This window comes from Micromonospora sp. C31 (genome assembly GCF_018070575.1).
Classification (GTDB): domain Bacteria; phylum Actinomycetota; class Actinomycetes; order Mycobacteriales; family Micromonosporaceae; genus Micromonospora.
Window position 1 is genome coordinate 64044 of sequence record NZ_JAGPXN010000023.1, and the last position, 21191, is coordinate 85234.

General features: G+C 74.6%; 19 protein-coding genes. 9 read left to right on the forward strand and 10 right to left on the reverse strand.

Annotation, left to right across the window (positions count from 1 at the left end; all coding sequences use genetic code 11):
• Window positions 1–67 precede the first annotated feature (67 nt).
• Window positions 68–532: a MarR family winged helix-turn-helix transcriptional regulator gene (locus KBX06_RS24520; RefSeq protein ID WP_210839082.1), complete on the reverse strand. Its 465-nt coding sequence runs from the start codon at window positions 530–532 to the stop codon at window positions 68–70.
• A gap of 59 nt (window positions 533–591) precedes the next feature.
• Between KBX06_RS24520 and KBX06_RS24525 the strand changes: the two genes are divergently transcribed.
• The 4 genes from KBX06_RS24525 to KBX06_RS24540 all read left to right on the forward strand — a co-directional run bounded on the left by KBX06_RS24525 (window position 592) and on the right by KBX06_RS24540 (window position 3363).
• Window positions 592–1221, forward strand: coding sequence for a YitT family protein (locus KBX06_RS24525; RefSeq protein WP_210839084.1), 630 nt, complete (start codon window positions 592–594; stop codon window positions 1219–1221).
• Window positions 1209–1778: an NADPH-dependent FMN reductase gene (locus tag KBX06_RS24530; RefSeq protein ID WP_210839086.1), complete on the forward strand. Its 570-nt coding sequence runs from the start codon at window positions 1209–1211 to the stop codon at window positions 1776–1778. The genes KBX06_RS24525 and KBX06_RS24530 overlap by 13 nt, the downstream gene beginning before the upstream one ends.
• On the forward strand, window positions 1775–2188 hold the full coding sequence (locus KBX06_RS24535; protein ID WP_210839088.1) for a PPOX class F420-dependent oxidoreductase: 414 nt from the start codon (window positions 1775–1777) through the stop codon (window positions 2186–2188). The genes KBX06_RS24530 and KBX06_RS24535 overlap by 4 nt, the downstream gene beginning before the upstream one ends.
• A gap of 95 nt (window positions 2189–2283) precedes the next feature.
• Entirely contained in the window at window positions 2284–3363 is a 1080-nt protein-coding gene (locus KBX06_RS24540) for an adenosine deaminase (protein WP_210839090.1), read from the forward strand.
• Between the two features lie 31 nt (window positions 3364–3394).
• On the opposite strand, the gene KBX06_RS28080 is transcribed toward KBX06_RS24540, so the two are convergent.
• Window positions 3395–3688 carry a hypothetical protein gene (locus KBX06_RS28080; protein ID WP_247686597.1) on the reverse strand — a complete coding sequence of 98 codons (294 nt, stop codon included), beginning with the start codon at window positions 3686–3688 and terminating at the stop codon, window positions 3395–3397.
• Window positions 3689–4190: 502 nt separating this feature from the next.
• Between KBX06_RS28080 and KBX06_RS24550 the strand changes: the two genes are divergently transcribed.
• From KBX06_RS24550 to KBX06_RS24565, 4 genes are all read left to right on the forward strand, one after another.
• Window positions 4191–7688, forward strand: a complete 3498-nt coding sequence (locus KBX06_RS24550) for a sensor histidine kinase (RefSeq protein WP_210839094.1) — start codon at window positions 4191–4193, stop codon at window positions 7686–7688.
• On the forward strand, window positions 7685–8089 hold the full coding sequence (locus tag KBX06_RS24555; RefSeq protein ID WP_067370442.1) for a roadblock/LC7 domain-containing protein: 405 nt from the start codon (window positions 7685–7687) through the stop codon (window positions 8087–8089). The genes KBX06_RS24550 and KBX06_RS24555 overlap by 4 nt, the downstream gene beginning before the upstream one ends.
• 96 nt (window positions 8090–8185) lie before the next feature.
• Complete coding sequence (locus KBX06_RS24560; protein ID WP_210839134.1) at window positions 8186–8563, forward strand: DUF742 domain-containing protein; 378 nt, start codon at window positions 8186–8188, stop codon at window positions 8561–8563.
• 1 nt (window position 8564) lies between these two features.
• The gene (locus KBX06_RS24565) at window positions 8565–9158 is read left to right on the forward strand and encodes an ATP/GTP-binding protein (protein WP_089002065.1); all 594 of its coding nucleotides are present in this window, start codon (window positions 8565–8567) and stop codon (window positions 9156–9158) included.
• 75 nt (window positions 9159–9233) lie between these two features.
• On the opposite strand, the gene KBX06_RS24570 is transcribed toward KBX06_RS24565, so the two are convergent.
• From KBX06_RS24570 to KBX06_RS24580, 3 genes are all read right to left on the reverse strand, one after another.
• On the reverse strand, window positions 9234–10457 hold the full coding sequence (locus tag KBX06_RS24570; RefSeq protein ID WP_210839096.1) for an ABC transporter substrate-binding protein: 1224 nt from the start codon (window positions 10455–10457) through the stop codon (window positions 9234–9236).
• Between the two features lie 129 nt (window positions 10458–10586).
• The gene (locus KBX06_RS24575; protein WP_210839098.1) at window positions 10587–13070 is read right to left on the reverse strand and encodes a transposase; all 2484 of its coding nucleotides are present in this window, start codon (window positions 13068–13070) and stop codon (window positions 10587–10589) included.
• Window positions 13071–13110: 40 nt separating this feature from the next.
• A complete protein-coding gene (locus KBX06_RS24580; RefSeq protein ID WP_210839101.1) occupies window positions 13111–14052 on the reverse strand; it encodes a DNA primase in 942 nt (313 codons plus the stop codon).
• Window positions 14053–14170: 118 nt separating this feature from the next.
• On the opposite strand from KBX06_RS24580, the gene KBX06_RS24585 reads away from it, so the two are divergent.
• Window positions 14171–14512 (forward strand): PadR family transcriptional regulator, encoded by a 342-nt coding sequence (locus KBX06_RS24585; RefSeq protein ID WP_210839103.1) that lies wholly within the window; start codon window positions 14171–14173, stop codon window positions 14510–14512.
• A 102-nt stretch (window positions 14513–14614) separates the two neighbouring features.
• Here the strand turns inward: KBX06_RS24585 and KBX06_RS24590 are convergent, their stop codons facing one another.
• The 5 genes from KBX06_RS24590 to KBX06_RS24610 form a co-directional block, all read right to left on the reverse strand.
• Window positions 14615–15274 carry a permease prefix domain 1-containing protein gene (locus KBX06_RS24590; RefSeq protein WP_210839104.1) on the reverse strand — a complete coding sequence of 220 codons (660 nt, stop codon included), beginning with the start codon at window positions 15272–15274 and terminating at the stop codon, window positions 14615–14617.
• 76 nt (window positions 15275–15350) lie between these two features.
• The gene (gene cydC / locus KBX06_RS24595; protein WP_210839106.1) at window positions 15351–17198 is read right to left on the reverse strand and encodes a thiol reductant ABC exporter subunit CydC; all 1848 of its coding nucleotides are present in this window, start codon (window positions 17196–17198) and stop codon (window positions 15351–15353) included.
• The gene (gene cydD / locus KBX06_RS24600) at window positions 17195–18871 is read right to left on the reverse strand and encodes a thiol reductant ABC exporter subunit CydD (RefSeq protein WP_210839108.1); all 1677 of its coding nucleotides are present in this window, start codon (window positions 18869–18871) and stop codon (window positions 17195–17197) included. The genes cydC and cydD overlap by 4 nt, the downstream gene beginning before the upstream one ends.
• Entirely contained in the window at window positions 18868–19875 is a 1008-nt protein-coding gene (locus tag KBX06_RS24605) for a cytochrome d ubiquinol oxidase subunit II (protein ID WP_210839110.1), read from the reverse strand. The genes cydD and KBX06_RS24605 overlap by 4 nt, the downstream gene beginning before the upstream one ends.
• 10 nt (window positions 19876–19885) lie before the next feature.
• Entirely contained in the window at window positions 19886–21136 is a 1251-nt protein-coding gene (locus tag KBX06_RS24610; RefSeq protein WP_210839112.1) for a cytochrome ubiquinol oxidase subunit I, read from the reverse strand.
• Between the last annotated feature and the right edge of the window lie 55 nt (window positions 21137–21191).

Below are 21191 nucleotides of genomic sequence, written 5' to 3' on the forward strand. Positions count from 1 at the left end.
CGGGTGGGTCGGCACCGCGCGCACCCGGCGGTGGTCGTCGTCGCACTCGCGCTCGGGGTCCACCGGCTCATTCTCCGCATCGGGTGAGGTGGTCGACCACCCGGTGCGTGAGCGCGTCCAGCGCGGCGATCTCGTCGGGGCTCAGCAGGTCGATGAGGTGCCGGCGGACCGCCGCCACGTGACCGGGGGCGGCGGCCTCGACGGCGCGCCGGCCCTCGGCGGTGAGCGCGACGACCGCGCCCCGCCCGTCGGTCGCGCACTCCTCGCGGGTGACCAGGCCGCGCTGCTGCATGCGGGTCAGGTGGTGGGAGAGCCGGCTGCGCGACCAGAGCATCCGGTCGGCCAGCTCGCTGAGCCGCAGCCGCTGGTCGGGCGTCTCGGAGAGGTCGGAGAGGACGTCGTAGTCGGGCTCGGAGAGCCCCGCGTCCCGCATCAGCTCGCGGGCCAGCTCCAGGTCGAGCAGGCGGCGCATCCGCCGGTATCCCCGCCAGGCGCTCTGCTCCCGCTCGTCGAGCCAGTGTGGTCGCTCCATGCCGGCCATCGTAGCCATCTGGTTGACATGTCATCAACCGGCTCCCTATGGTGGGTGACATGTCAACCAGATTGCCGGGACGGATGGTCCGCCTGCTGGGCGGCCTCGTGCTGTTCGGCGTCAGCGTGGCCCTGATGGTCCGTGCCGACCTGGGCCTCGCGTCCTGGGACGTGCTGCACCAGGGGCTCGCCGAACGGACCGGAGTGCCCCTCGGTCAGGTGGTGAACCTGGTCGCGGTGGCCGTGCTGCTGCTCTGGATCCCGCTGCGGCAGCGCCCCGGATTCGGCACCCTCGCGAACGCGGTGGTGGTTGGGGTCACCGCCGACGCCGCGCTCGCCCTGCTGCCGTCCGTGACCCCGCTCTCCGCCCGGATCGGCCTGCTCGTCGCCGGCATCCTGCTCAACGGGCTCGCCACGGCCCTCTACCTCGGGGCCGGCCTCGGGCCCGGGCCGCGCGACGGCCTGATGACCGGGCTGGCCGCCCGCGGCGTGCCGATCGGGCGGGTACGCACGGCCATCGAGCTCGGCGTCCTCGCGCTGGGCTGGACGCTCGGCGGGACCGTGGGGCCCGGCACCCTTCTCTTCGCCGTCAGCATCGGGCCCCTGGCCCACCACCTCATCCCGAAGTTCACCGTGCCGACCCCGAGCCGGCCCGTCACCACAGGAGCGACACCGCCATGCCCTGCCTGACCGTCATCGTCGCCAGCACCCGACCCGGCCGCGTGGGCCGCCGGATCGGCGACTGGTTCACCGCGATCGCCGCCGCCCACGGCGCCTTCGACGACGTACGCCTCGTCGACCTCGCCGAGGTGGGCCTGCCCTTTCACGACGAGCCGCAGCACCCCTCCGAGGGGCGCTACCTGCACCGGCACACCCGCGAGTGGAGCGGCACCGTCGCCGCCGGGGACGCCTTCGTCTTCGTCATGCCGGAGTACAACTACGGCTTCAGCGCCCCGTTGAAGAACGCGATCGACTACCTCTACGCGGAATGGCGGTACAAGCCGGTCGGCTTCGTCAGCTACGGCATGACCTCCGGCGGCCTGCGCGCGGTACAGATGATCAAGCAGGTGGTCACCACCCTCAAGATGGTGCCGGTCAACGAGGCGGTGACCGTGTTCCTGCGGGAGGCGCTCGACGACGCGGGCGAGTTGGTGCCGGACCCGGCGCGCGCCGCCGCCGCCGAGGTGATGCTCGACGAGGTCGCCAGGCTGACCGCCGCCCTCGCCCCGCTGCGGGTGCCGGCGTGAGCGCCCGGCTGTGGGAGCTGTTCGGCGAGCGCGGCCGGGGCGTGCTGGTCACCCTGCGGCGCGACGGCCGGCCCCAGCTGTCCAACCTCGACTTCCTCGCGGAGCCCGGCCTGATTCGCTGCTCCAGCACGGCCGACCGGGCCAAGGTGCGCAACCTGCGCCGGGACCCCCGGGCCAGCTTCCACGTCACCACGGCCGACGGCGGGGCCTACGCGGTCGCGGAGGGAGTGGTCACGCTCACCCCACCGGCGGCGGCGCCCGACGACGGCACCGTCGAGGAGCTGGTGGAGGTCTACCGGCGGATCCGCGGCGAACACCCCGACTGGGCGGACTACCGGGCGGCCATGGTCGCCGACGGCAGGTTGGTGCTCCGGCTCGCCGTCGAGCGGCTGTACGGCTGGCGTCCCTGACCGGCGCGGGGGCCGGTGCCGGCGCGGCGGCACGCCGATAGCCGTTCCGCGCCGGCCCCGTCGGCCCGCCCGGCGTGGCCGACTAGGGTCTGAGCATGGTCGCGACAATCCGTTACGAGGACATCGTCAAGGTCCCGAAGGCACTGCTGCACGATCACCTCGACGGCGGCCTGCGGCCGGCGACGATCGTCGAACTGGCCGCCGAGGTGGGCCACGAACTGCCCACCACCGACCCCGAGGCGCTCGGCCGGTGGTTCGTCGAGGCGGCCGACTCCGGCTCCCTGGAGCGCTACCTGGAGACGTTCGCGCACACCGTCGCCGTCATGCAGACCGCGTCGTCCCTGCGGCGGGTCGCCCGGGAGTGCGCGCAGGACCTGGCCGCCGACGGGGTGGTCTACGCCGAGGTGCGGTTCGCCCCCGAGCAGCACCTGGAGCGGGACCTGACCCTGGACCAGGTGGTCGAGGCGGTGCTGGCCGGCTTCGCCGAGGGCAGCGCGCTGGCCGCCGAGGCGGGCACCCCCATCCGGGTCGGCACCCTGCTCACCGCGATGCGGCACGCCGCCCGGTCGCAGGAGATCGCCGAGCTGGCCGTCCGGCACCGGGACGCCGGGGTGGTCGGCTTCGACATCGCGGGCGCCGAGGCGGGCTTCCCGCCCACCCGGCACCTGGACGCCTTCGAGTACCTCCAGCGGGAGAACTTCCACTTCACCATCCACGCCGGCGAGGCGTTCGGCCTGCCGTCGATCTGGCAGGCGATCCAGTGGTGCGGGGCGGACCGGCTCGGCCACGGGGTGCGGATCGTGGACGACATCGCCGCCGGCCCGGAACCGGTCCTCGGCCGGCTGGCCGCGTACGTGCGGGACAAGCGGATCCCGCTGGAGCTGTGCCCGTCCTCGAACGTGCAGACCGGTGCCGCCCCCTCGATCGCCGAGCACCCGATCGGGCTGCTGCGGGACCTGCGGTTCCGGGTGACGGTCAACACCGACAACCGGCTGATGAGCGGCACTTCGATGTCGCGGGAGATGGCCCTGCTGGTGGACGCCTTCGGCTACGGCTGGAAGGAGCTCCAGTGGTTCACCATCAACGCGATGAAGAGCGCCTTCATCCCGTTCGACGAGCGGCTGAAGATCATCGACGAGGTGATCAAGCCCGCGTACGGCAAGCTGCTGGGCTGACGACCCGGTCGCGCACTGCGATGCCGGGTGGTCAGCGGTGCGGGTGGCCGGCGAGCAGGCCGGCCACCGCGCGCAGCACCTCGCCCGCCCGGGCCGCCTCGGCGCCCAGACCGGTCTGCCGCCGCAGCACCGCCGGCTCCGTGCGCAGCAGCGCCAGGCCGCGGCGCACGAGCACCCGGGGCGCCTTGCGCTGTTCGGCCAGGTCACGGGCCAGCCGGCGGACGAAGGTCGCCCCCCGGGGCCGGCGCAGGGCGTACGCCCCGGCGAGCACCCCGCGTCGGCGGCACTCCTCGACGATCTCGGCCGCGAAGATCCCTTCAGCCACGAAAAGTGGCGAACCGGCGACCTCGAATGGCCGGGTGGCCACCCGTCGGTCCGCACCGATCGCATAAACCGGCACATCGGCCTTGCCCTCCCTGGCCAACCGGGTAATCGTCTCCACGGCTGCCGCGGCGTCCCAGGAGCGCGGCGACTCCCAATCCACCAGACCGTTTTGTCGCGGCAACGTAGGGTCATCACCGTCCTTGTAGAAGTCGTCCAGGCAGAGCACCGGAAGGCCGGTTCGCTGTGCTATGTACGACTTTCCGGACCCGGAAGGGCCGGCGAGCAGGACAACGCGATAGGGGTGCTTCATTACCTTCAGTGACTCCGGCCAGACGGATTGCTATCAAATTGCATCAACATCTCATCACACCTCCGGCTGCGGCCGGCCTGGGCTTTCTCTTTCGCAGGTGGCGTGATGGAATCTCGGATGGTCCGGCCCGTGGGGTCGGCCGCTGGGCGTTGTCCAGGGGCAACGCAGTTCCAGAATTCGCGAGGGCGGTGACGTGAGCAAACGGCCAAAGGCGGCGGGCTCCTTCCTGTCGCGTCTGCGCCGGCCGACCGGTCGGCTCCGCGACATGCCGATCTGGTCCAAGCTCGGTCTCATCATGATCGTGCCGACCATCGCCACGGTGGTCGTGGGCACCAGCGGCCTCGTCGACCACCTGGATACCCTCAACAACGCCAACCGGGCAGGTGACCTGGCCAACCTCGTCGGCTACTCGGGCGACCTGGTCGACACCCTCCAGGACGAGCGGACCAACGCGTTGCGCCTGCTGGGCGTGCCGCGCAACCAGGACAACGCCCGCTACAAGCAGGCGTACGAGCAGGCCAACGCCCGCGTCGACAAGGCCAAGGGGCCGTACTCCCAGCAGCGGGCCGAGGTCGAGGACCTCCCGGCGAACCTGGACAGCCTGCTGGGCGAGATCGACCAGACGCTGATCGACCTGCCGGGCACCCGCAGCCAGGTCTTCAACGGCAAGCTCGGGCTCGTCCCGGCCATGCAGGCGTACGACGGCCTCATCGACGACCTGATCAGCATCCGCGACTCGGCCACCCAGCTCGCCGGCGACAACGAGCTCAGCGACCAGATGCGCGCGGCGACCGCCACCGCCCGGAACAAGGAGTTCCTGTCCCGCCGCCGGGACGTGGTGCACCGGGCCTTCATCCAGCAGCGGCTCACCCCGAACCTGCGCAACGAGTACATCGCCACCAGCACCGGCTCCAGCCAGTGGTTGCAGAGCTTCCAGGTGGTGGCCAGCCAGTCGGAGCAGGAGTACTACGCCCAGGTGGTCGCCGGCCCCGACCTGCGCGAGGCGAACACCTACAACAGTTGGCTCAACGGCATCACCACCGCCGACAGCCTGACCGGCGCCCCGTTCGACGCGGACCAGTGGGACGCGGCGATGGTGGCCAACGCCAAGCTGATCCGCACGGTCGAGTCGAAGATCGACCGCGAGGTCATCGCCGGCGCCGAGGACCTGCGCTCGGACGTGCAGCGCCAGGTGTTCCTGGAGACCGGCCTGCTGCTCAGCATGCTGCTCCTGGCGATCCTCTTCGCCTACCTGGTCGCCCGCTCGATGGCCCGCTCCCTGCGCGACCTGCGTCAGGGTGCCCTCTCCATCGCCCAGTACGGCCTGCCCCAGGCCGTGGCCCGGCTGCGTGACCCCAAGGTGACCGGTCAGCTCTCCCCGGTGCAGCTCGCCAACCAGATCGCCGAGCCGCTGCCGGTGCGCAGCAAGGACGAGTTCGGCCAGGTGACCGAGGCGTTCAACGCGGTCCACCTGGAGGCCGTCCGCACCGCAGCCGAGCAGGCCGCGCTGCGCGCGTCCGTCGCGACGATGTTCGTCAACCTGGCCCGCCGCTCGCAGATCCTGGTCGACCGCCTGATCGGGCACCTCGACCGGCTGGAGCGCGGCGAGGAGGACCCGGACCGGCTGGCCGAGCTGTTCCAGCTCGACCACCTGGCGACCCGGATGCGCCGCAACGACGAGAACCTCCTGGTGCTCGCCGGTGCCGACTCCACCCGCGTGCAGCGGGAGCCGGCCGCGCTGATCGACGTGCTCCGGGCGGCCCAGTCCGAGGTCGAGCACTACACCCGGATCGAGTTCGGGGTGATCGACCGGGACATCGAGGTCGCGGCGCACGCCGTCAACGACCTGGTCCACCTGGTCGCCGAGCTGTTCGACAACGCCACCGCCTTCTCGCCGCCGGACTCGCACGTCATGGTGGAGGCCCGGCGCGTCGGCGACCGCGCGTCGCTCTACGTGGAGGACCGGGGCATCGGGATCAGCCCCGATCAGCTCCACGACCTCAACGAGCGGCTCGCCACGCCGCCGCAGGTGGACGTGGCCGTCTCGCGGATGATGGGCCTGGTCGTGGTCGCCCGGCTGGCGTCCCGGCACGGCGTCAAGGTCGAGCTGCGTCCGGGCACCGACCGGGGAACCGTCGCCGAGGTGGTCATGCCGACCTCGGTGCTCGTGCCCCGGGCGCTCTCCGGCCGCCCGCAGTCGTCGCTCGCGCTGCCGCCGCCCGGGCCGCGGTCGCCCGGCCCCGCCCCGGCCTTCGGCGCGCCGCCGGCGCTCGGCAACGGCCCCGGCAACCCGATGCCCACGCAGCGCTCCGGCGAGTCCGGCAACCAGGTCACCCTGGGCGGCCGGCCGTTCGACCCGGCGCCGCGCAACGGCGCCGGCGCGGCGCGCTCGGTGCCGGCCTGGTCCGACCTGACCGGCGCCAGCGGCTTCGACGGCGGCGAGGCCTTCCAGCCCCGCACGTCCGGCGCCCAGTCGGTCGACCCGCTGCCGCAGCGGCGGTCGGAGAACGACCAGGACGCCACGGGCCAGCAGCAGGCGGTCCCGCGGCAGTTGCCGAGCGCCCCCGACGCCCGGCCGTACTCCGTCCCGCCGGTCTCCGCGCCGCCCGTGCCCTACGCGGGCCCGCCGGTGTCGACCCCGCCGATGCCCTACTCCGCGCCGCCGGTGTCCAGCCCGCCGGTCTCCGGCATGCCGGTCTCGGCGTCGCCCGTCTCCGGCCACCCGTACTCCGGTCCGCCGGTCTCGGCCGCGCCGTACTCCGGTCCGCCGGTCTCGGCACCGCCGACCGGCCCGCTGCCCCAGCGTCAGGGCCCCGGCACACCGCCGCCGCCGGCCTGGCCGCCGGTCGCCGGTGGGGACCGTGACACGGCGACCCCGCCGGTGCCCGAGCGTCTGGCCGCAGCGCTGGACATGACCACCGAACTGCCGCGGGTGCCGCGCTCCGGCGCGCCGGCTCCGGCCGCCCCGGCTCCCGCGCCGGCCGCCCCGCAGACGCGGCCGACCATGCCGCCGGCCCAGAACCGGCAGCGGTACGCGGACGAGACGATGGAGCTGCCGATCTTCCGGGAGCTCGAGTCGGCCTGGTTCCGTACCCGCCGCCCAGGGCCGGAGGAGGCGGCGCCGGCCGCCGCGAAGACGCCGATCGACGGTGGAGAGACCCAGCAGTTCGCCCGGGTCGACGACGCCGGCGGTCGGGCCGTGCAGCCGACACCACCCGGGACGACAGGTAACGCACCGATGGCAGACACTCCGGCGGCCGGGGGAGCGCCGCGCGAGAACGGATCGACGGTCAACGGGGGTGCCCGCCCCGGCGTCGCCGACAGCTTCGGTCACCGCCGGCCCTCCCAGCAGCAGACGGCCGGCTGGCAGACCGCGGCCGACGACGGGTGGCGCGCCGCCTCGGCGGCCACCGAGGTGCCCGTCGCGGCGACCACCACGACGGGGCTGCCCAAGCGCACCCCGATGGCGCAGTTGGTCCCCGGTGCGGTGGAGAAGCCCACCACCTCGGTGCAGCGGCGTACGCCGGAGGGTGTCCGCGGCCTCCTCTCGGCCTACCATCGGGGCGTGCAGCGGGGGCGTACGAACCCGTCGGACACGACCAGCCCGGAGGCGACTCCGGGAGGGCAGCAATCCTCGCAGTCTGGCTCAGGCCCGATGGCCGGGAGCGGGCAGAAGGAGCAAGAACGATGACAACTACGCAGGATCTCGGTTGGCTGCTGGCCAACTTCGCCGACCGGGTGCCCGGTGTCGCGCACGCGGTCGCCGTCTCCGCGGACGGACTGCTCCTCGCGTCGTCACGGGACCTCCCGCGTGACCGGGCGGACCAGCTGGCCGCGATCGCGTCCGGCCTGGTCAGTCTGACCCAGGGTGCGGCCCGCTGCTTCGAGGGAGGCGCGGTGTTGCAGACAGTGGTGGAGATGGACAATGGCTTCCTGTTCCTGATGTCGATCTCGGACGGCTCGTCGTTCGCGGTGCTCGCCGCCCGCAGCTGTGACGTGGGGCAGGTCGGCTACGAGATGGCCCTGCTGGTCGACCGGGTCGGCGACGCGTTGACCCCGCAGCCACGTGCGGCTGCGGGCATGCTGGGCTGACGACCCGTTGACCCGTGAGGTCGGCGGGCCGACGACGACAACGACGACGGGCTCCATCCGGAGCCGGTGCCGGGTGCGAGGGAGGTGAGCGGCGACATGGTCGATCGTGACGAACCGACCGGGGCGTTGGTCCGTCCATACGCCGTGACCCGCGGTCGTACCCGCCCCCGCCTCGACATCGCGCTGGAGGCGCTCGTCGAGACGACGGTGCGCGGTCGCGCCGCTGCCAATGGCAACGGCGGTCAGGGCCGCGAGCACCAGTACATTGCTGCGCTGTGTGACGGACGTGTGCAGTCGCTCGCCGAGATCGCGGCGCGGATGCAGCTCCCGCTCGGTGTGGCCCGGGTGCTCATCGCCGACATGGCGACGGACGGCCTGGTCGCGGTCCACGAGCCGACCATTCTGGAAGACTCGGACGACGCGGTGGGCACTGAACTGCTGGAGAGGGTGCTGAGTGGACTTCGCAGGCTCTGACATGTCGCACCGCCCGCCGACCCCGAGTGGGCGCGTGACGTCGGCGAAGATCGTTATCGCCGGTGGATTCGGCGTCGGCAAGACGACGCTGGTCGGCTCGGTCTCGGAGATCACGCCGCTGACGACCGAGGCGATCATGACCTCCGCCGGCGTGGGCGTCGACGACACCCGGCAGGTGCCGGGCAAGACGACGACCACGGTGGCGATGGACTTCGGCCGCATCTCGATCGACCGTGACCTGATCCTGTACCTGTTCGGTACGCCGGGTCAGACCCGGTTCTGGTTCATGTGGGACGAGCTGGTCCGGGGTGCGATCGGCGCGGTCGTGCTGGTGGACACCCGCCGGCTGGCCGACTGCTTCGCGGCGATCGACTTCTTCGAGCACCGGCGGCTGCCGTACCTGGTGGCCATCAACTGCTTCGACGGGATGCAGTACCACGACCCGCAGGACGTCCGGGACGCGCTCGCGATCTCCGGTGACGTGCCGGTGGTGGCCTGCGACGCCCGTAACCGGGAGTCGACGAAGCACGTGCTGATCTCGCTGGTCGAGTACGTGCTGACCATGCGGCGCTCGCGCGCCGTGGCACCGGCCTGATCGACGCGACGTCGTCCGGTGACGGCCTCGGCCGCCACCGGGCGCACGTCGCTGCCCGGTGACGGCGGCGGGGGGTCAGGAAACCCGGGTCCAGGCGCCCGCGCTGACGGTGTAGACGCCCAGCGAGCCCTGGTCCATGCCGCCGTGCCGGATGGGGGTGAAGGAGTACATCCCCGCCATTCCCTCGGTGACCTGGTTCTGCAGGAACGCCCGGATCCGTCCACGGTCGACGCTGGCCGAGAGCCGGGCCGCGTCGGCGATCAGCTGTACCGCGTCGGACGCGTACGGGGCGAAGCCGCTGAAACCGCCGTGCAGCTGCACGTAGCGGTAGACGAACTCCTTGCGGTCCAACGCCGACATGGTGGTGTTGGCGAGCATCGCCCCGCCCAGGGAGGTCGGGTGGACGGCGTACGCACCCTCCATGAGGGCCGCGTTCCCGCCCTCCAGGGTCTGCTCCGCGACCGCGCCCGCGTCGAGGAACACCGGCCCGTCGTACCCGGCCCCGCGCAACGCCCCGACGGCGGCGGCCGAGTCGGGGGCGGTCGCCCACACCACCACCCCGTCGGGGCGGGATTTCGTCGCCGCGCGGGCCGCCCGACGGTGATCCTCTCCGGTGCGGGGTAGCCGGGTGGCGGCGGCCAGCGTCACCCCGGCCGTGCGCAGGGCACCGCGCACCGCCCGTACGCCCGACTCGCCGTGCAGGCCGTCCGCGGCCAGCAACGCCACCCGGGAGAGCCGCTGCGAGGCGATGAGCCGGGCGAGCCGCTGGGCGATGTCGCCGGCGTCCGGAGTCAGCTTGTAGACGTACGTCCGCTGTGCCAGTGGCAGCACGATCCCGTCGCCGAAGGCGAGCGAGAGGAACGGCACCCGCTCCTTCTGCGCCACCCCGACCAGGGCCATCGAGGTCTCGGCCACGGTCCCGCCGACCAGGGCGTGTACGCCGGTGTCGCGGGCCAGCGCGGTGGCCTGCCGGGCAGCCAGCGCCGGGTCGCCGGCGTTGTCCCGCACCTCCAGCCGTACGGTCCGGCGGAGGTTGCCGATCGGAACGCCCTTGGCGTTGAGCGATTCGAGGGTGATCGCCAACGCCCGCTGCTGGAGCACGCCGAGCGCGGCGCCGGGACCGGTCAGCTCAAGGCTGACCCCGATCAGCAGCTCCTGGACGCCCGGCGCGGCCGTCGTGACGGGATCGCCCTCGTCCGCCCCGCCGCGCCCGCAGGCGCTGAGCAGGAGCGTGCCCGCCGTCGCGGCCAGCAGACCACGGCGGGTGAACGCGGAGGAGCCGGTTGCCGATGTCGCCATGAGTCGCCTTCCCACCCGGCGACCCCTGCCGCCGGCTGTTCCGCCGGTATGCTCCCGGCCGGCGCGATGTGGCGTCAAATTATCCGGGTGTGGGCAGGAACACCGAGGTGGGAGGCGGTTTCCCGGCGGTCAGGAGCGGTAGCCGGCGGAGCGGTACTCGTATTCCCGGTCGTCGTCGCGGTCGCCCGTGTCACGGGTGAAGTCCCAGCCGCCGGCGGCCTCCCGACCGGGCCGGCCGCCCACCGCGAACCCGCCGATCTCCTGCCCGCGACGCCAGCCGCGGAAGTAGCCGGTGGTGTTCTCGGCGAGGCTCGCCGCGTCACGGACGATTCGCAGGGGACGCTCGTCGCGCAGCGGGGATCCGGGGACGAGGTTGGCCTGGGGGACCCGCTTCGGCAACCCGGCCGTGGTCTCGGCACCGACCGCCGGGCGGGCGGCCTGCTCGGCGGCCTGCCAGCCGGTGTCCGCGGTGGTCGACCAGTCCAGGTCGGACTCGCCGTCGTCGTCGTGCCCCACGAACCAGGCGGACTTGGCCTGGGCGAAGATCAGCAGGTCGCCGTCGCCCTCGTCGGGGACCGGCGGGGGCCGGCGCTCCATCGGGGGCGACGGGCGGTACTCGGCCGCCGGCCGCTCCTCACGGGCCGCCGGCCGCTCCTCGCGGGGGGCCGGCCGGCCATTGCGAGCGGCCTCCTCGCGGTCGACCAGGCGCAGCGGGGGCGTCTCGGGCTGTGCGTCGGCGGCCGGGCCCGTCCCGGCGCGCAGCGCGCGGTCGGCCAGCGGCGGCGGCTCGACCAGCCGCAGCACCGGGGGCTCCTGGGGCAGGTCGTCGGCCAGCCAGGGCGGGGTGACCCGGCGCTCCGTACCCGGATCGGTCGGGGCGTCGACGCCGCGACCACCGCGGTCTCCGTAGGAGTTCGCCACCGGGTTCTTGGCGGAACTGTCGGCCGGGCCCTCGGGGTTGTTGACCAGCGGCCAGTTCGCCCGCGAGCCGGGCGGTGCGGACTCCGTGCCGGCCGCCGGGGAGGTGGTGGTGCCCTGGCCCGGTCGGGGCGTGGGCACGGGAACGCTGAGATCGGTGGCGCTGAAGCCGCCCGTGGGCGGGGCCGGCTCGGAGGTGGTCTTCGGGCGCGGCGGGATCACGGTGCGCTGGCGCTCGGCGCGGGCGTTCTGGATCGCCGCGGTGGTCAGCGTGGGGCGGAACGGCTCGCCCGCCTCGGCCGGCGGCACCGTGCCCCGCTGTGCCGGGGCGATGGGGGTGATCCCCGGCGGCGGAGGCGGCGGCGCGGACACCGGGCGGTTGGTCGGGCCGTCGATCCGGCTCGGCAGCGCTCCGGCCCGCGAGGGGGGCGCGGAGACCGGGGGGCCGGCGACTGCGGCCGGCGTCACCGGCGTCGGCGCGACCGGGGGTGGGGTGACGGGGGCCGGGGCGACCGGCGGTGGGCCGAGGGGCCGGGGGGCCGGAGGCGGCGTCGCGCCGGAGACGGGCTCGGGCCGGCTGCGGCGGCCACCGCCCGGGGCCGGCTCGGGCTCGGCGGGCCGCAGGGAACGCGGGACACCGCCGGTGGGGGCGCGACCGGGCAGGCCACCGCCGGTGGGGCTGAGGCCGGGCAGCGCGCCGCCGGTGGGGGCGCGACCGGGCAGTTCGCCGAGCGGCTCGCCGTGACGGGTCGCGGCGCGGCGGCCCGGGGCCGGCGTGGCGGGGGCACCCACCCGCTCGTTGAGCGCGCCGACCAGGGCCTGGCAGCCGGCGTCGCAGGCCCGGACGGAGGCGACGGCCTGCCGCACGGTGTCGGCGACGGCGGTGGTGAGCGCGCGGTTGACGGTGGCGCGCCGGGGCGTCTCGCTGATGGCCACCCGCAGTGCGGTCACCGCCGAGGTGAGTTCGTCGGCGTCGGCGACCCCGTCGGCGGCGAGTCGCCTCGCGACCGCCTCGGCGGGCGTCGGGGCGTCGTCACCGCGGCCCACGGTGCCGTTCAGCATGCCGGGCTCGGGCAACGCGTCCAACACGGCCAGCGAGACCGGTTCGGCCGGGTCCGGGTAGGCGCGCAACGCGGCCGGGTAGAGCTCGCGGAGCACCTCCCGTAGCGCGACGGCGGCGGAGTGCCGCCCGCTGGCCAGGGCGGCGTGCGCGGCGAGGACCTGCTTGTAGCCGGCGAGGTCCCGGGGGGCCGGGAGGGTGACGGCGGAGAGGGCGCCGGCCTGCAAAGCGCGGGCCAGGCCGACGGCGCGCCGCTCGGCCGGGGGCGACTGCATCTCCTCCAGGGAATCGTCGTCGGCGAACCGCTCGGCGAAGTCGTCGACGGAGTCGTCGTCGGCGATCGCCAGTGGACGACCGGCTGCGCTGAGCAGCGAGGTGACCGTGTGGTCGTCGCTGTCGGCGGCGATGGCCGCACCGCTCGGCCCGCCCGACCGCTCCACGAGCAGCGCGACCAGCTGGGCGTAGCCAGCGGGGTCGTCGCCGATCTCGCAGACATGCAGCAGACGGCCTGCGTCGTCGACCACAGCGGACGTCAGCGTCGAACCGGCCGAGACCGGTCGGTCGGCCGGATCCGCCGAGGCCAGACCGCAGTACACGCGCACGAGCGCCACGGCGTCGTCCTCCTCCCGGGACACAAGGCTTTCACTGCCGAAGACTGATGCTCCCCGTAAAGGGTCAGTCGCGCCAGTCCACGACCGCAGAGATCTTCCCGACAATGGTGCGCCAACCCAGACTTGCGGTTTGTGCCCCGATTTTCTTCAGTCTGCGCCTGCCGAAGAACCCGCCGACGCCGCCGTCGACGGTGGCGCGCAGCGCCTCGTCCAGGTTGTCGAGGCTGGAGCCGGCGGAGAGCATGTCCAGCACCGCGGGCAGCCGCAGCGCGTACGCCAGGTCGCGGGCCACCTCGCCGGCCTCGATGAGCAGCGTCGGGTCCCAGCTGTCGTGCCCGCCGCGGAGGTTCTCCACCACCAGGTCGAGCTCGTAGACGTCCTCGTCGAGCGGCGCGATGTCGGCCGGCTCCACCCGTTCGGACAGTTCATTCCAGCTGTCCAGCTGAGACAGGTCGTTGGGCGCCCCGGAACGGACGAAACTGACCAGGGACTCGGGCGTCCTGAAGAGCAGCAGCTTCCCGCGGTGGCTGAGGAAGACCGGCACCTCCTCGTCGCCAGCCTCGTCCTCGTCCTTGTCGTCGGCGTCCTCGTCGTCGGTCGCGTCGCGGCGGCGGCCCTTGGCCTCCTCCTCGTCGCTCTCGGCGAACTCCTGGGCGACGTCGTCGTCGAGGATGACGACGGCCTCGTCGTCGTCATCCTCGTCCTCCTGCGTGACCTGGCGGCGGGCCAGGAACGGGTCGTCCTGGTCGCGCTCGGCGACATCGGTCGGGGTCAGCTCCCGCGCCGGCCGGTAGGCCCGCAGCGTGTAGCCGGTGCCGGCGGGCAACGCGATCTCCACCGGGTCGATCCGCAGCTCGTCCCAGAGGGCGCGGGCGGCCTCGGTCGAGACGGATGCGGTGCCGGACTCGGCCGGGGCGTCGGCGTCGTCGAGCTCGGGCTCGTCGGCGTCGGGCCGTTGGGGCGACTGGCGGGCCACGCTGACCTCCGTGTGCTTCGGGTTGCCCACCCGCCGGCGTCCGCCGCCGACGAGTGACTCTGGGCACACACCCTAGTGGGCGTCTCCGGAAGACCGGTGCCCGCACCCCGGTGGCGGAGCGGGCCGCCGACAAGTAGCGTTCCTACGCATGAAGGCCCAGGCGCTGCACGGACACCTCGACGCGCTGCTGCTCGCGGTGCTCGAGCAGGGTTCGCTGCACGGCTACGCGATCATCGAGGCGCTGCGCAACCGCAGCGACGGTCAGCTCGACCTGCCGACCGGCACCGTCTACCCGGCGCTGCGCCGGCTGGAGCGCGCCGGCCACGTGGCCAGCACCTGGAGCACCGTCAACGGGCGGGAGCGGCGGACGTACCAACTCACCGACGAGGGCCGGCGGGCGCTGGCCGGCGAGCGGTCCGGGTGGCACGAGTTCCGCTCCACCGTCGGCCGCTTCCTCGACACCGACCCCCCGCCGGCGGTGCCGGCCTGACCGCCGCCGGCCGCGCCCCCGGTCCCGCCGGCCGCGCCAACCGCATCCCGTCGGCCGACGCGCGCCCGGCCTCGCACGGGGCGGCAGGATCGCGCTCGGGGCTCAACGGGCGGCGAGCAGCCAGGTGCGGGCGGCGCGGCCGAGCCAGAGATAGCCGGTGGCGGCCACCACCGCTCCGATGATCATGGGCGGCCAGGTGAGCGCGGCGTCCCAGAGACCGATCGACCATGCGAAGAGCGCCGAGCCGGCCAGCACGCCGAGGGCGAGGATCCCGGTGAGGGCCGCGCCCACCGCCCGGTCCGCGGCAGCGCCGCGTAGCGCCGACCGGCCGGCCGGCAGCAGCCCGATCGCGGCCAGCCCGAACGCCGCCGCCCAGATCCAGCCCACCGACGACGACAGCCACTGGTAGGCGGCCGGCGGCGGGGATCCGCCCCAGCTCGACCCCTGCCAGGTGAGGTCGCCGGCGACGAGCGCGACCGTGGCGAGCGTGACGACCCGCAGCGACAGCCCGCGCAGGGCACCCGCCGCCAGCTCCGCCTGGTAGGCCGGGGCGAGCTGCGCCGGCGAGCCGAACTCGGCCACCGCCCGGCGCTGCGCCTCCGTCGCCGGCAGCCCGTCCGCCCGGTACGCGTCGACGGCGTCCAGCAGCCCGTGCCGCGCCTCGGTCAGCAGGTCGGACTTGAGCCGCCGCGGCCCCCGCAGGTGCGCGGCCAGCTCCCGCAGCCGTTCCTCCACGATGGTCGCGTCGTCCTCGCCCCGCATGGCCCCACCCTGCCACCGGCCGCCGCCGGACGGCGTCGGGGAGAACCCTGGCCCGACCCGGAACCGGGCGGGCGGGTCAGGGACGCAGCGCCAGGTATCCGCGCTCGGCCGCCTCCTGGATCAGCCACTGGTCCCGGTACCAGCCGGGGGCGGCGACCAGTTCGGCGTGCCGGCCGCGCTGGGCCACCCGCCCGGCGTCGAGGACCACGATCTCGTCCAGCCCGGCGAGCCCGCTGAGCCGGTGGCTGATCAGCAGCACGGAGTGCCCGTTCGGGGTGGCCGCCAGCGCGGAGGCGAGCACCGCGTCGGCGGCGGCGGGATCGAGCCCCTCGGTCGGCTCGTCGAGCACCAGCACGCCCGGCGCCGCGAGCAGCGCCCGGGCCAGCGCGAGCCGCTGCCGCTGGCCGCCGGAGAGCTGGCCGCCCTCCTCGCCGACCACGGTGTCCCAGCCGTCGGGCTGCTCGCGTACCCAGCCCAGCAGCCCGGCCGCCGCGGTCGCCGCCGTCAGCTCCTCCTCGTCGGCGCCGGGCCGCCCGAGCAGCAGGTTCTCCCGCACGGAGGCGTGGAAGACGTACGCCTCGGCGAGCAGTCCGCCGACGGCGCGGGGCAGTTCCTCGCCCCGGTACGCCGACAGCTCCCGCCCGTCCAGGGTGATCCGTCCGCGCGCGGGGCGCACCGCGCCGGTGAGGACGCCGGCCAGGGTGCTCTTGCCGGCGCCGCTGGGCCCGACAACCGCGACCCGGCGGCCGGGCGGCAGGTCCAGGCTGAACCCGTCCAGGGCGGGCCGGGCACCCTCCCGGTACCGGACGGTGACCTCCTCGAACCGCACCTCGTACGGCCCCGGGCCGACCTCCGTGCCGCCGGACGGCCCCGGGCCGACCGGAGCCTCCAGCAGGGCGGCCACCCGGGTCAGGCCGGTCCGGAGCTGGGTCCACTGCCGGGCGGCCCCGACCAGCGCCAGCGCGATCTCCACGGCGGCGAGCGTGCCGACCGCCAGGACGCCGACGAGCACCCCGTCCACGCCGCCGGCGAGCGCGGCGAGCACCACCGCGCCGGCGGTCAGCCCGGCCACCAGCACCCCGGCCGCGTCGACGGCGAAGCCGGTGGCGGCGAGCCGCCGCTCCAACCGGGCCAGCCGTCGGGCCCGCACCCCGGCGGCCTCCAGCGCGTGCCCGGTGGCGCCGAACGCGGCCAGGTCGGCGGCGCCGTGGGTGAGGTCGACCGCGTCGGTGGCGAGGGCGCCGCGCAGTGGCGCCAGCTCCGCGGCGGCACGCCGGGTCAGCGCGGTGGCCAGCGCGGGCAGCGCGACCCCGGCGAGCAGCAGCCCGCCCGCGAGCACCCCGGCGGCGGCCGGCGACATCAGCGCCGCCCCGCCGACCGCGAGCAGGCTGACCAGCGCCGCTGCCGAGGCCGGCACCAGCACCCGCAGCAGCAGGTCCTGGACGGCCTCCACGTCGGAGACGAGCCGGCTCAGCGCGTCGCCGGAGCGCTGCCGTGCCGCCGTGCGGGCGGCGAGGGTGCCGAAGACCCGGGCCCGGACGTCGGTGACAAGTCGCAGCACGGCGTCGTGCCCGGCGAGCCGTTCGGTGTAGCGCAGTACGCCCCGGCTGATCGCCAGCGCCCGGACCGCCACGATCGCCACGGTGAGGCGGTCCAGCGGGGGCCGGCCGGCGGCGCTCATCAGCAGCCAGGTCGCGGTGGCCATCAGGGCGAGGCCGGCGAACTCGGTGGCGGCGGCGAGCAGCCCCGCGCCGAGCAGCCGGTTCAGGTACGGCCGGGCCAGCCGCAGCACGGCCCGCTCGGGGGAGCCGGTGCGACCCGGCGTGGACCGTCCGCCGCCGTCCGCCGGCCCGGCGTCGGTGCCGGGTGTGCCGTCAGGGCGGCTCTCGGGCCGGGCGCCGGCGGGGGTCTGTTCGTCGGTCACCGGGTCGCCTCCCCGGCCGCCGTGGGCGTCAGCTCGGTGACCCGGCCGTCCTCGACCCGCAGGATCCGGTCCGCGTCGGCGAGCAGCGCCGGTCGGTGTGCCACCAGCAGCGCCGTCCGGCCGGCCACCAGCCGGCGGGCGGCGTCGAGGACGACGGCCTCGGCGGCGGTGTCCAGCCGGGCGGTCGGCTCGTCGAGCAGCACCACGGGCGCGTCCCGCAGGAACGCGCGGGCCAGCGCGACCCGCTGCCGCTGCCCGCTGGACAGGCCGTGCCCGCGCTCGCCGAGCACGGTGGCGAGCCCGTCGGGCAGCTCGGCGACCACGTCGTCCAGGGCGGCGTCGTGGACCGCCGTGGCGAGCGCCGCGTCCGGGGTGGCCGGGGTGCCGAGGCGGATGTTGTCGGCCAGCGAGGCGGCGAAGAGGTGGGCGCGCTGCGGCACCCAGGCCACCTGGCGGCGCCAGCCGTCGGTGTCGGCGTCGGCCAGGTCCACCCCGCCCACGGTGACCCGGCCGGCGGTCGGGGTGACGAAACCGAGCAGCAGGCCGAGCAAAGTGCTCTTGCCGGCTCCGCTCGGCCCGATCACGGCGACGCGCTCGCCCGGCCGGATGGTCAGCGTGACGTCGCGCAGGGCGGTGGTCCGCTCGTACTCGACGGTCACCGCCTCGAACCGGATCTCGCCGCGGCCGTCGGGGGTGGGCGCTACCTCGCCGCGCGCCGGCGCGGGGGCGGCGGCGGAGAGGGTGAGCGCCTCGTCCAGCGCGGTGAGCCCCTCCATGCTGGCGTGGAACCGGGCGCCGGCCGCCCGCAGCGGCAGGTACGCCTCCGGGGTGAGCAGCAGCACCAGCAGCGCGGTCTGGAGGGTCAGCCCGCCGCCGAGCAGCCGTACGCCCACCGGCACGGCGACCAGCGCCACCGAGAGGGTGGCCACCAGCTCCAGGACCAGGGCGGACAGGAAGGCGATCCGCAGCGTCTTCATGGTCGCGATCCGGTGGCCGTCGGCCATCCGGCGGACCATCTCGGTCTGCGCCCGGGCCCGGCCGAACGCGCGCAGCGTGGGCAGCCCGGCCACCATGTCGAGGAAGTGCCCGCCGAGCAGGGAGAGCCGTCGCCACTGCCGCTCGGTGGCGGCCTGCGCCTGCCAGCCGAGCAGCGCGCCGAAGATCGGGATCAGCGGCAGGGTCACCGCGATGATCAGCGCCGAGCTCCAGTCGGCGACGAAGATCCGGGCCAGCACGGCGGCCGGCACGGTGACGCTGAGCACGAGCTGCGGCAGGTAGCCGGTGAAGTAGGCGTCGAGCGCGTCCAGCCCGCGCCCGGTCAGCGTGGCGAGCTGCCCGGCGCGCTGGCCGGCGACCCAGCCGGGGCCGTGCCGCCCGACCGCTCCGAGCAGGTCGGCCCGCAGCGCCGCCTTGACCGTCGCCGCGACCCGCGCCGACACCGTGCCCTGCGCCCAGACCAGCAGCGAGCGGGCGGCCACCGCAGCGGCGAAGCCCGCCAGCGCGGGCCGGTCCAGTCGCCCTTCGAACGCGGTCGCCAGCAGCGCGGCCAGCGCCGTGGCCTGCGCGACGACCAACCCCGCGGCCAGCACGCCGAGCAGTGCGAGCACGGCGAGGTCGCGCCGGGTCCCCGGGACCCGGCGCAGCAGACGCGGGTCGAAGGGACGGCGGTTCACCAGTACACCGGTGCCCTGCCGTCGGTCCGTCCCCGGAACACCCACCAGCACATCGCCTGAAAGCCTAGTAGGGCCGGCAGGAGCGGCAGCGTCACCCAGCCCAGCAGCCGCAGCGTGGGCGTGCTGGCCGCCGCGTCGGCCACGGTCAGTGACGCGCCCGGGTCGACCGTGGAGACCAGCGCGTAGGGCCACAGGGTCGCGCCGGCCAGCGCCACCGGCAGTGCCAGGGCCGCGCAGGTGGCGGCGAAGGCCACCCCCGGCCGCCGCCGCGCGAGCGCCGCCCGGGCCACCAGCAGCGCCGTGACCAGCAACGACAGCAGCAGTACGCCCACCAGCGGCTGCTGTGCGGCGGTGCGTACGTCGGCGGAGAGCAGGCCGAGGACGGTGGCCGCGCCGACGGCGGTCAGCGCCACCGGGACGAGCCGGGCGGCCAGTCGCCCGACCGGCCCGGCGTCGGCGGCGGGCAGCCGCAGCGTGAGGAAGGTCGCACCGTGCAGGGCGACCAGCGCGACGAGGGCGAGCCCGGCGGCGGCCACGAACGGGGTGAAGAGGTGGCTCACCCCGGCGACGTGGCCGTCGGCGTGCAGCGGTACGCCCTGGAGCAGCCCGGCCAGCACGGCGCCCCAGCCGAGCGCGGCGAGCACGCTGCCGACGACCACGACCCGGTCCCACCAGACGCGGGCGCGCTGCCCGGCCGGTCGGCTGCGCAGCTGCACCCCGGCGGTGACCAGGACGACCCCGGTCAACGCGCCGAGCACCGCCGGGTAGAAGCCGGCGAGCAGTTCCCCCTCCAGCAGGGGGAAGGCGCCGAACAGGATGCCGACGGCGGCCACCAGCCAGACCTCGTTGCCGAGGAAGAACGGGCCGACCGCGTTGAGCGCGGCGCGGCGGCGGGCGGGGTCGGTGTCCCGGGCGAGCAGCAGGCCGACGCCGTAGTCGTAGCCGCCGAGCACCAGGTAGCCGGCGAAGAAGAGGCCGAGCAGGGCGTACCAGGCGAGTTCCACGGTCGTCTCCTCAGGCGAAGGCGGGCTCGGGGTGGGGGTCGGCCGGCGGCTGGTCCGGTTGCCGGCCCAGGGCCGGGTCGTGCGCGCCCCGGGCGGCGTGCTGGGCCAGCAGCACCCAGTTGGTGACGGCGAGGGCGCCGAGCAGCAGGCTGAAGCCGATCAGCGAGCTGAGCATCAGCCAGGGGCTGACCGGCGACACCGCCTGGTCCACGGGGAGCAGCCCGTACGCGGCCCAGGGCTGGCGGCCGACCTCGCGGGCGATCCAGCCGAGGATCGCCGCGACGAAGGGCAGCGGCAGGGCGAACTGGAGGATCCACAGCGGGACGCGCAGCCGGATGATCCAGTCCCGCCACAGCAGCGGGAGCAGCAGCCAGAGCAGGCCGAGGGTGAAGCCGATCAGGATCATGAAGCCGAGGCCGACGTCGGCGAGGGCCGGCGGGGTGTAGTCGCCGGGGCCGAACCGGGCGGTCCATTCGGCGATCAGCGGCGCGGCGGCGGGGTCGTCGCCGAACTTGGTGGGCTGCACGTCGCTGATCGCGAAGAACTGGGCGAAGCCGAAGCCCTGCACGAAGAAGATCGCCACCGCCGAGGTGATCAGGCCGATGCGCAGCCCCTTGCGGTGCAGCGTGAAGTCGTCGGTGCGCCGGACCAGGTGCCACGCGCTGACCGCCGCCATCAGCATCCCGCCGACGAGCAGCGCCGCCGTGACGACGTGCCCGAGGGCCACGCGGAAGGTGGGGTTGTCCAGCAGCGCGGAGAAGTCGGTGAGGTGCGCGACGCCGTCGCGCACCTCGTAGCCGACCGGGTTCTGCAACCAGGAGTTCGCCACCATGATCCAGAACGCCGAGGCGTACGCGGTGATGGCGACGCCCCAGAGCAGGGCGAGGTGGACGCCCCGACGCAGCCGGTGCCAACCGAAGATCCACATGCCGAGGAACGTCGACTCCAGGAAGAACGCGACCAGCGTCTCGATGGCCAGGGGCGCCCCGAAGACGTTGCCGACGTAGCGCGACAGCCCGCTCCAGTTCAGCCCGAACTGGAACTCCATCACGATGCCGGTGGCGATGCCGAGCACGTAGTTGATCACGTAGAGCTGGCCCCAGAACCGGGTCATTCGCTCGTAGACCGGCTTGTTCGTGATCAGCCAGGCGGTCTGGAGGTAGACCAGCAGGGTCACCAGCCCGAGGGTGACCACCACGAAGAGGAAGTGGATCGAGGTGGTGGTGGCGAACTGCAGGCGGGCGAGGAGCAGGGTGTCCATGGCCGGCTCTCCGAACGATTGGCTCAGTTGTCGTAGGGAGCCTACACGTAGATTG

What these genes read in the sequence shown, in the direction of transcription:
- KBX06_RS24520 (WP_210839082.1), bottom strand. Translation starts at nt 532, where the DNA reads ATGGAGCGACCACACTGGCTCGACGAGCGGGAGCAGAGCGCCTGGCGG.
- KBX06_RS24525 (WP_210839084.1), top strand. Translation starts at nt 592, where the DNA reads ATGTCAACCAGATTGCCGGGACGGATGGTCCGCCTGCTGGGCGGCCTC.
- KBX06_RS24530 (WP_210839086.1), top strand. Translation starts at nt 1,209, where the DNA reads ATGCCCTGCCTGACCGTCATCGTCGCCAGCACCCGACCCGGCCGCGTG.
- KBX06_RS24540 (WP_210839090.1), top strand. Translation starts at nt 2,284, where the DNA reads ATGGTCGCGACAATCCGTTACGAGGACATCGTCAAGGTCCCGAAGGCA.
- KBX06_RS24555 (WP_067370442.1), top strand. Translation starts at nt 7,685, where the DNA reads ATGACAACTACGCAGGATCTCGGTTGGCTGCTGGCCAACTTCGCCGAC.
- KBX06_RS24560 (WP_210839134.1), top strand. Translation starts at nt 8,186, where the DNA reads ATGGTCGATCGTGACGAACCGACCGGGGCGTTGGTCCGTCCATACGCC.
- KBX06_RS24565 (WP_089002065.1), top strand. Translation starts at nt 8,565, where the DNA reads ATGTCGCACCGCCCGCCGACCCCGAGTGGGCGCGTGACGTCGGCGAAG.
- KBX06_RS24570 (WP_210839096.1), bottom strand. Translation starts at nt 10,457, where the DNA reads ATGGCGACATCGGCAACCGGCTCCTCCGCGTTCACCCGCCGTGGTCTG.
- KBX06_RS24585 (WP_210839103.1), top strand. Translation starts at nt 14,171, where the DNA reads ATGAAGGCCCAGGCGCTGCACGGACACCTCGACGCGCTGCTGCTCGCG.
- KBX06_RS24590 (WP_210839104.1), bottom strand. Translation starts at nt 15,274, where the DNA reads ATGCGGGGCGAGGACGACGCGACCATCGTGGAGGAACGGCTGCGGGAG.
- KBX06_RS24610 (WP_210839112.1), bottom strand. Translation starts at nt 21,136, where the DNA reads ATGGACACCCTGCTCCTCGCCCGCCTGCAGTTCGCCACCACCACCTCG.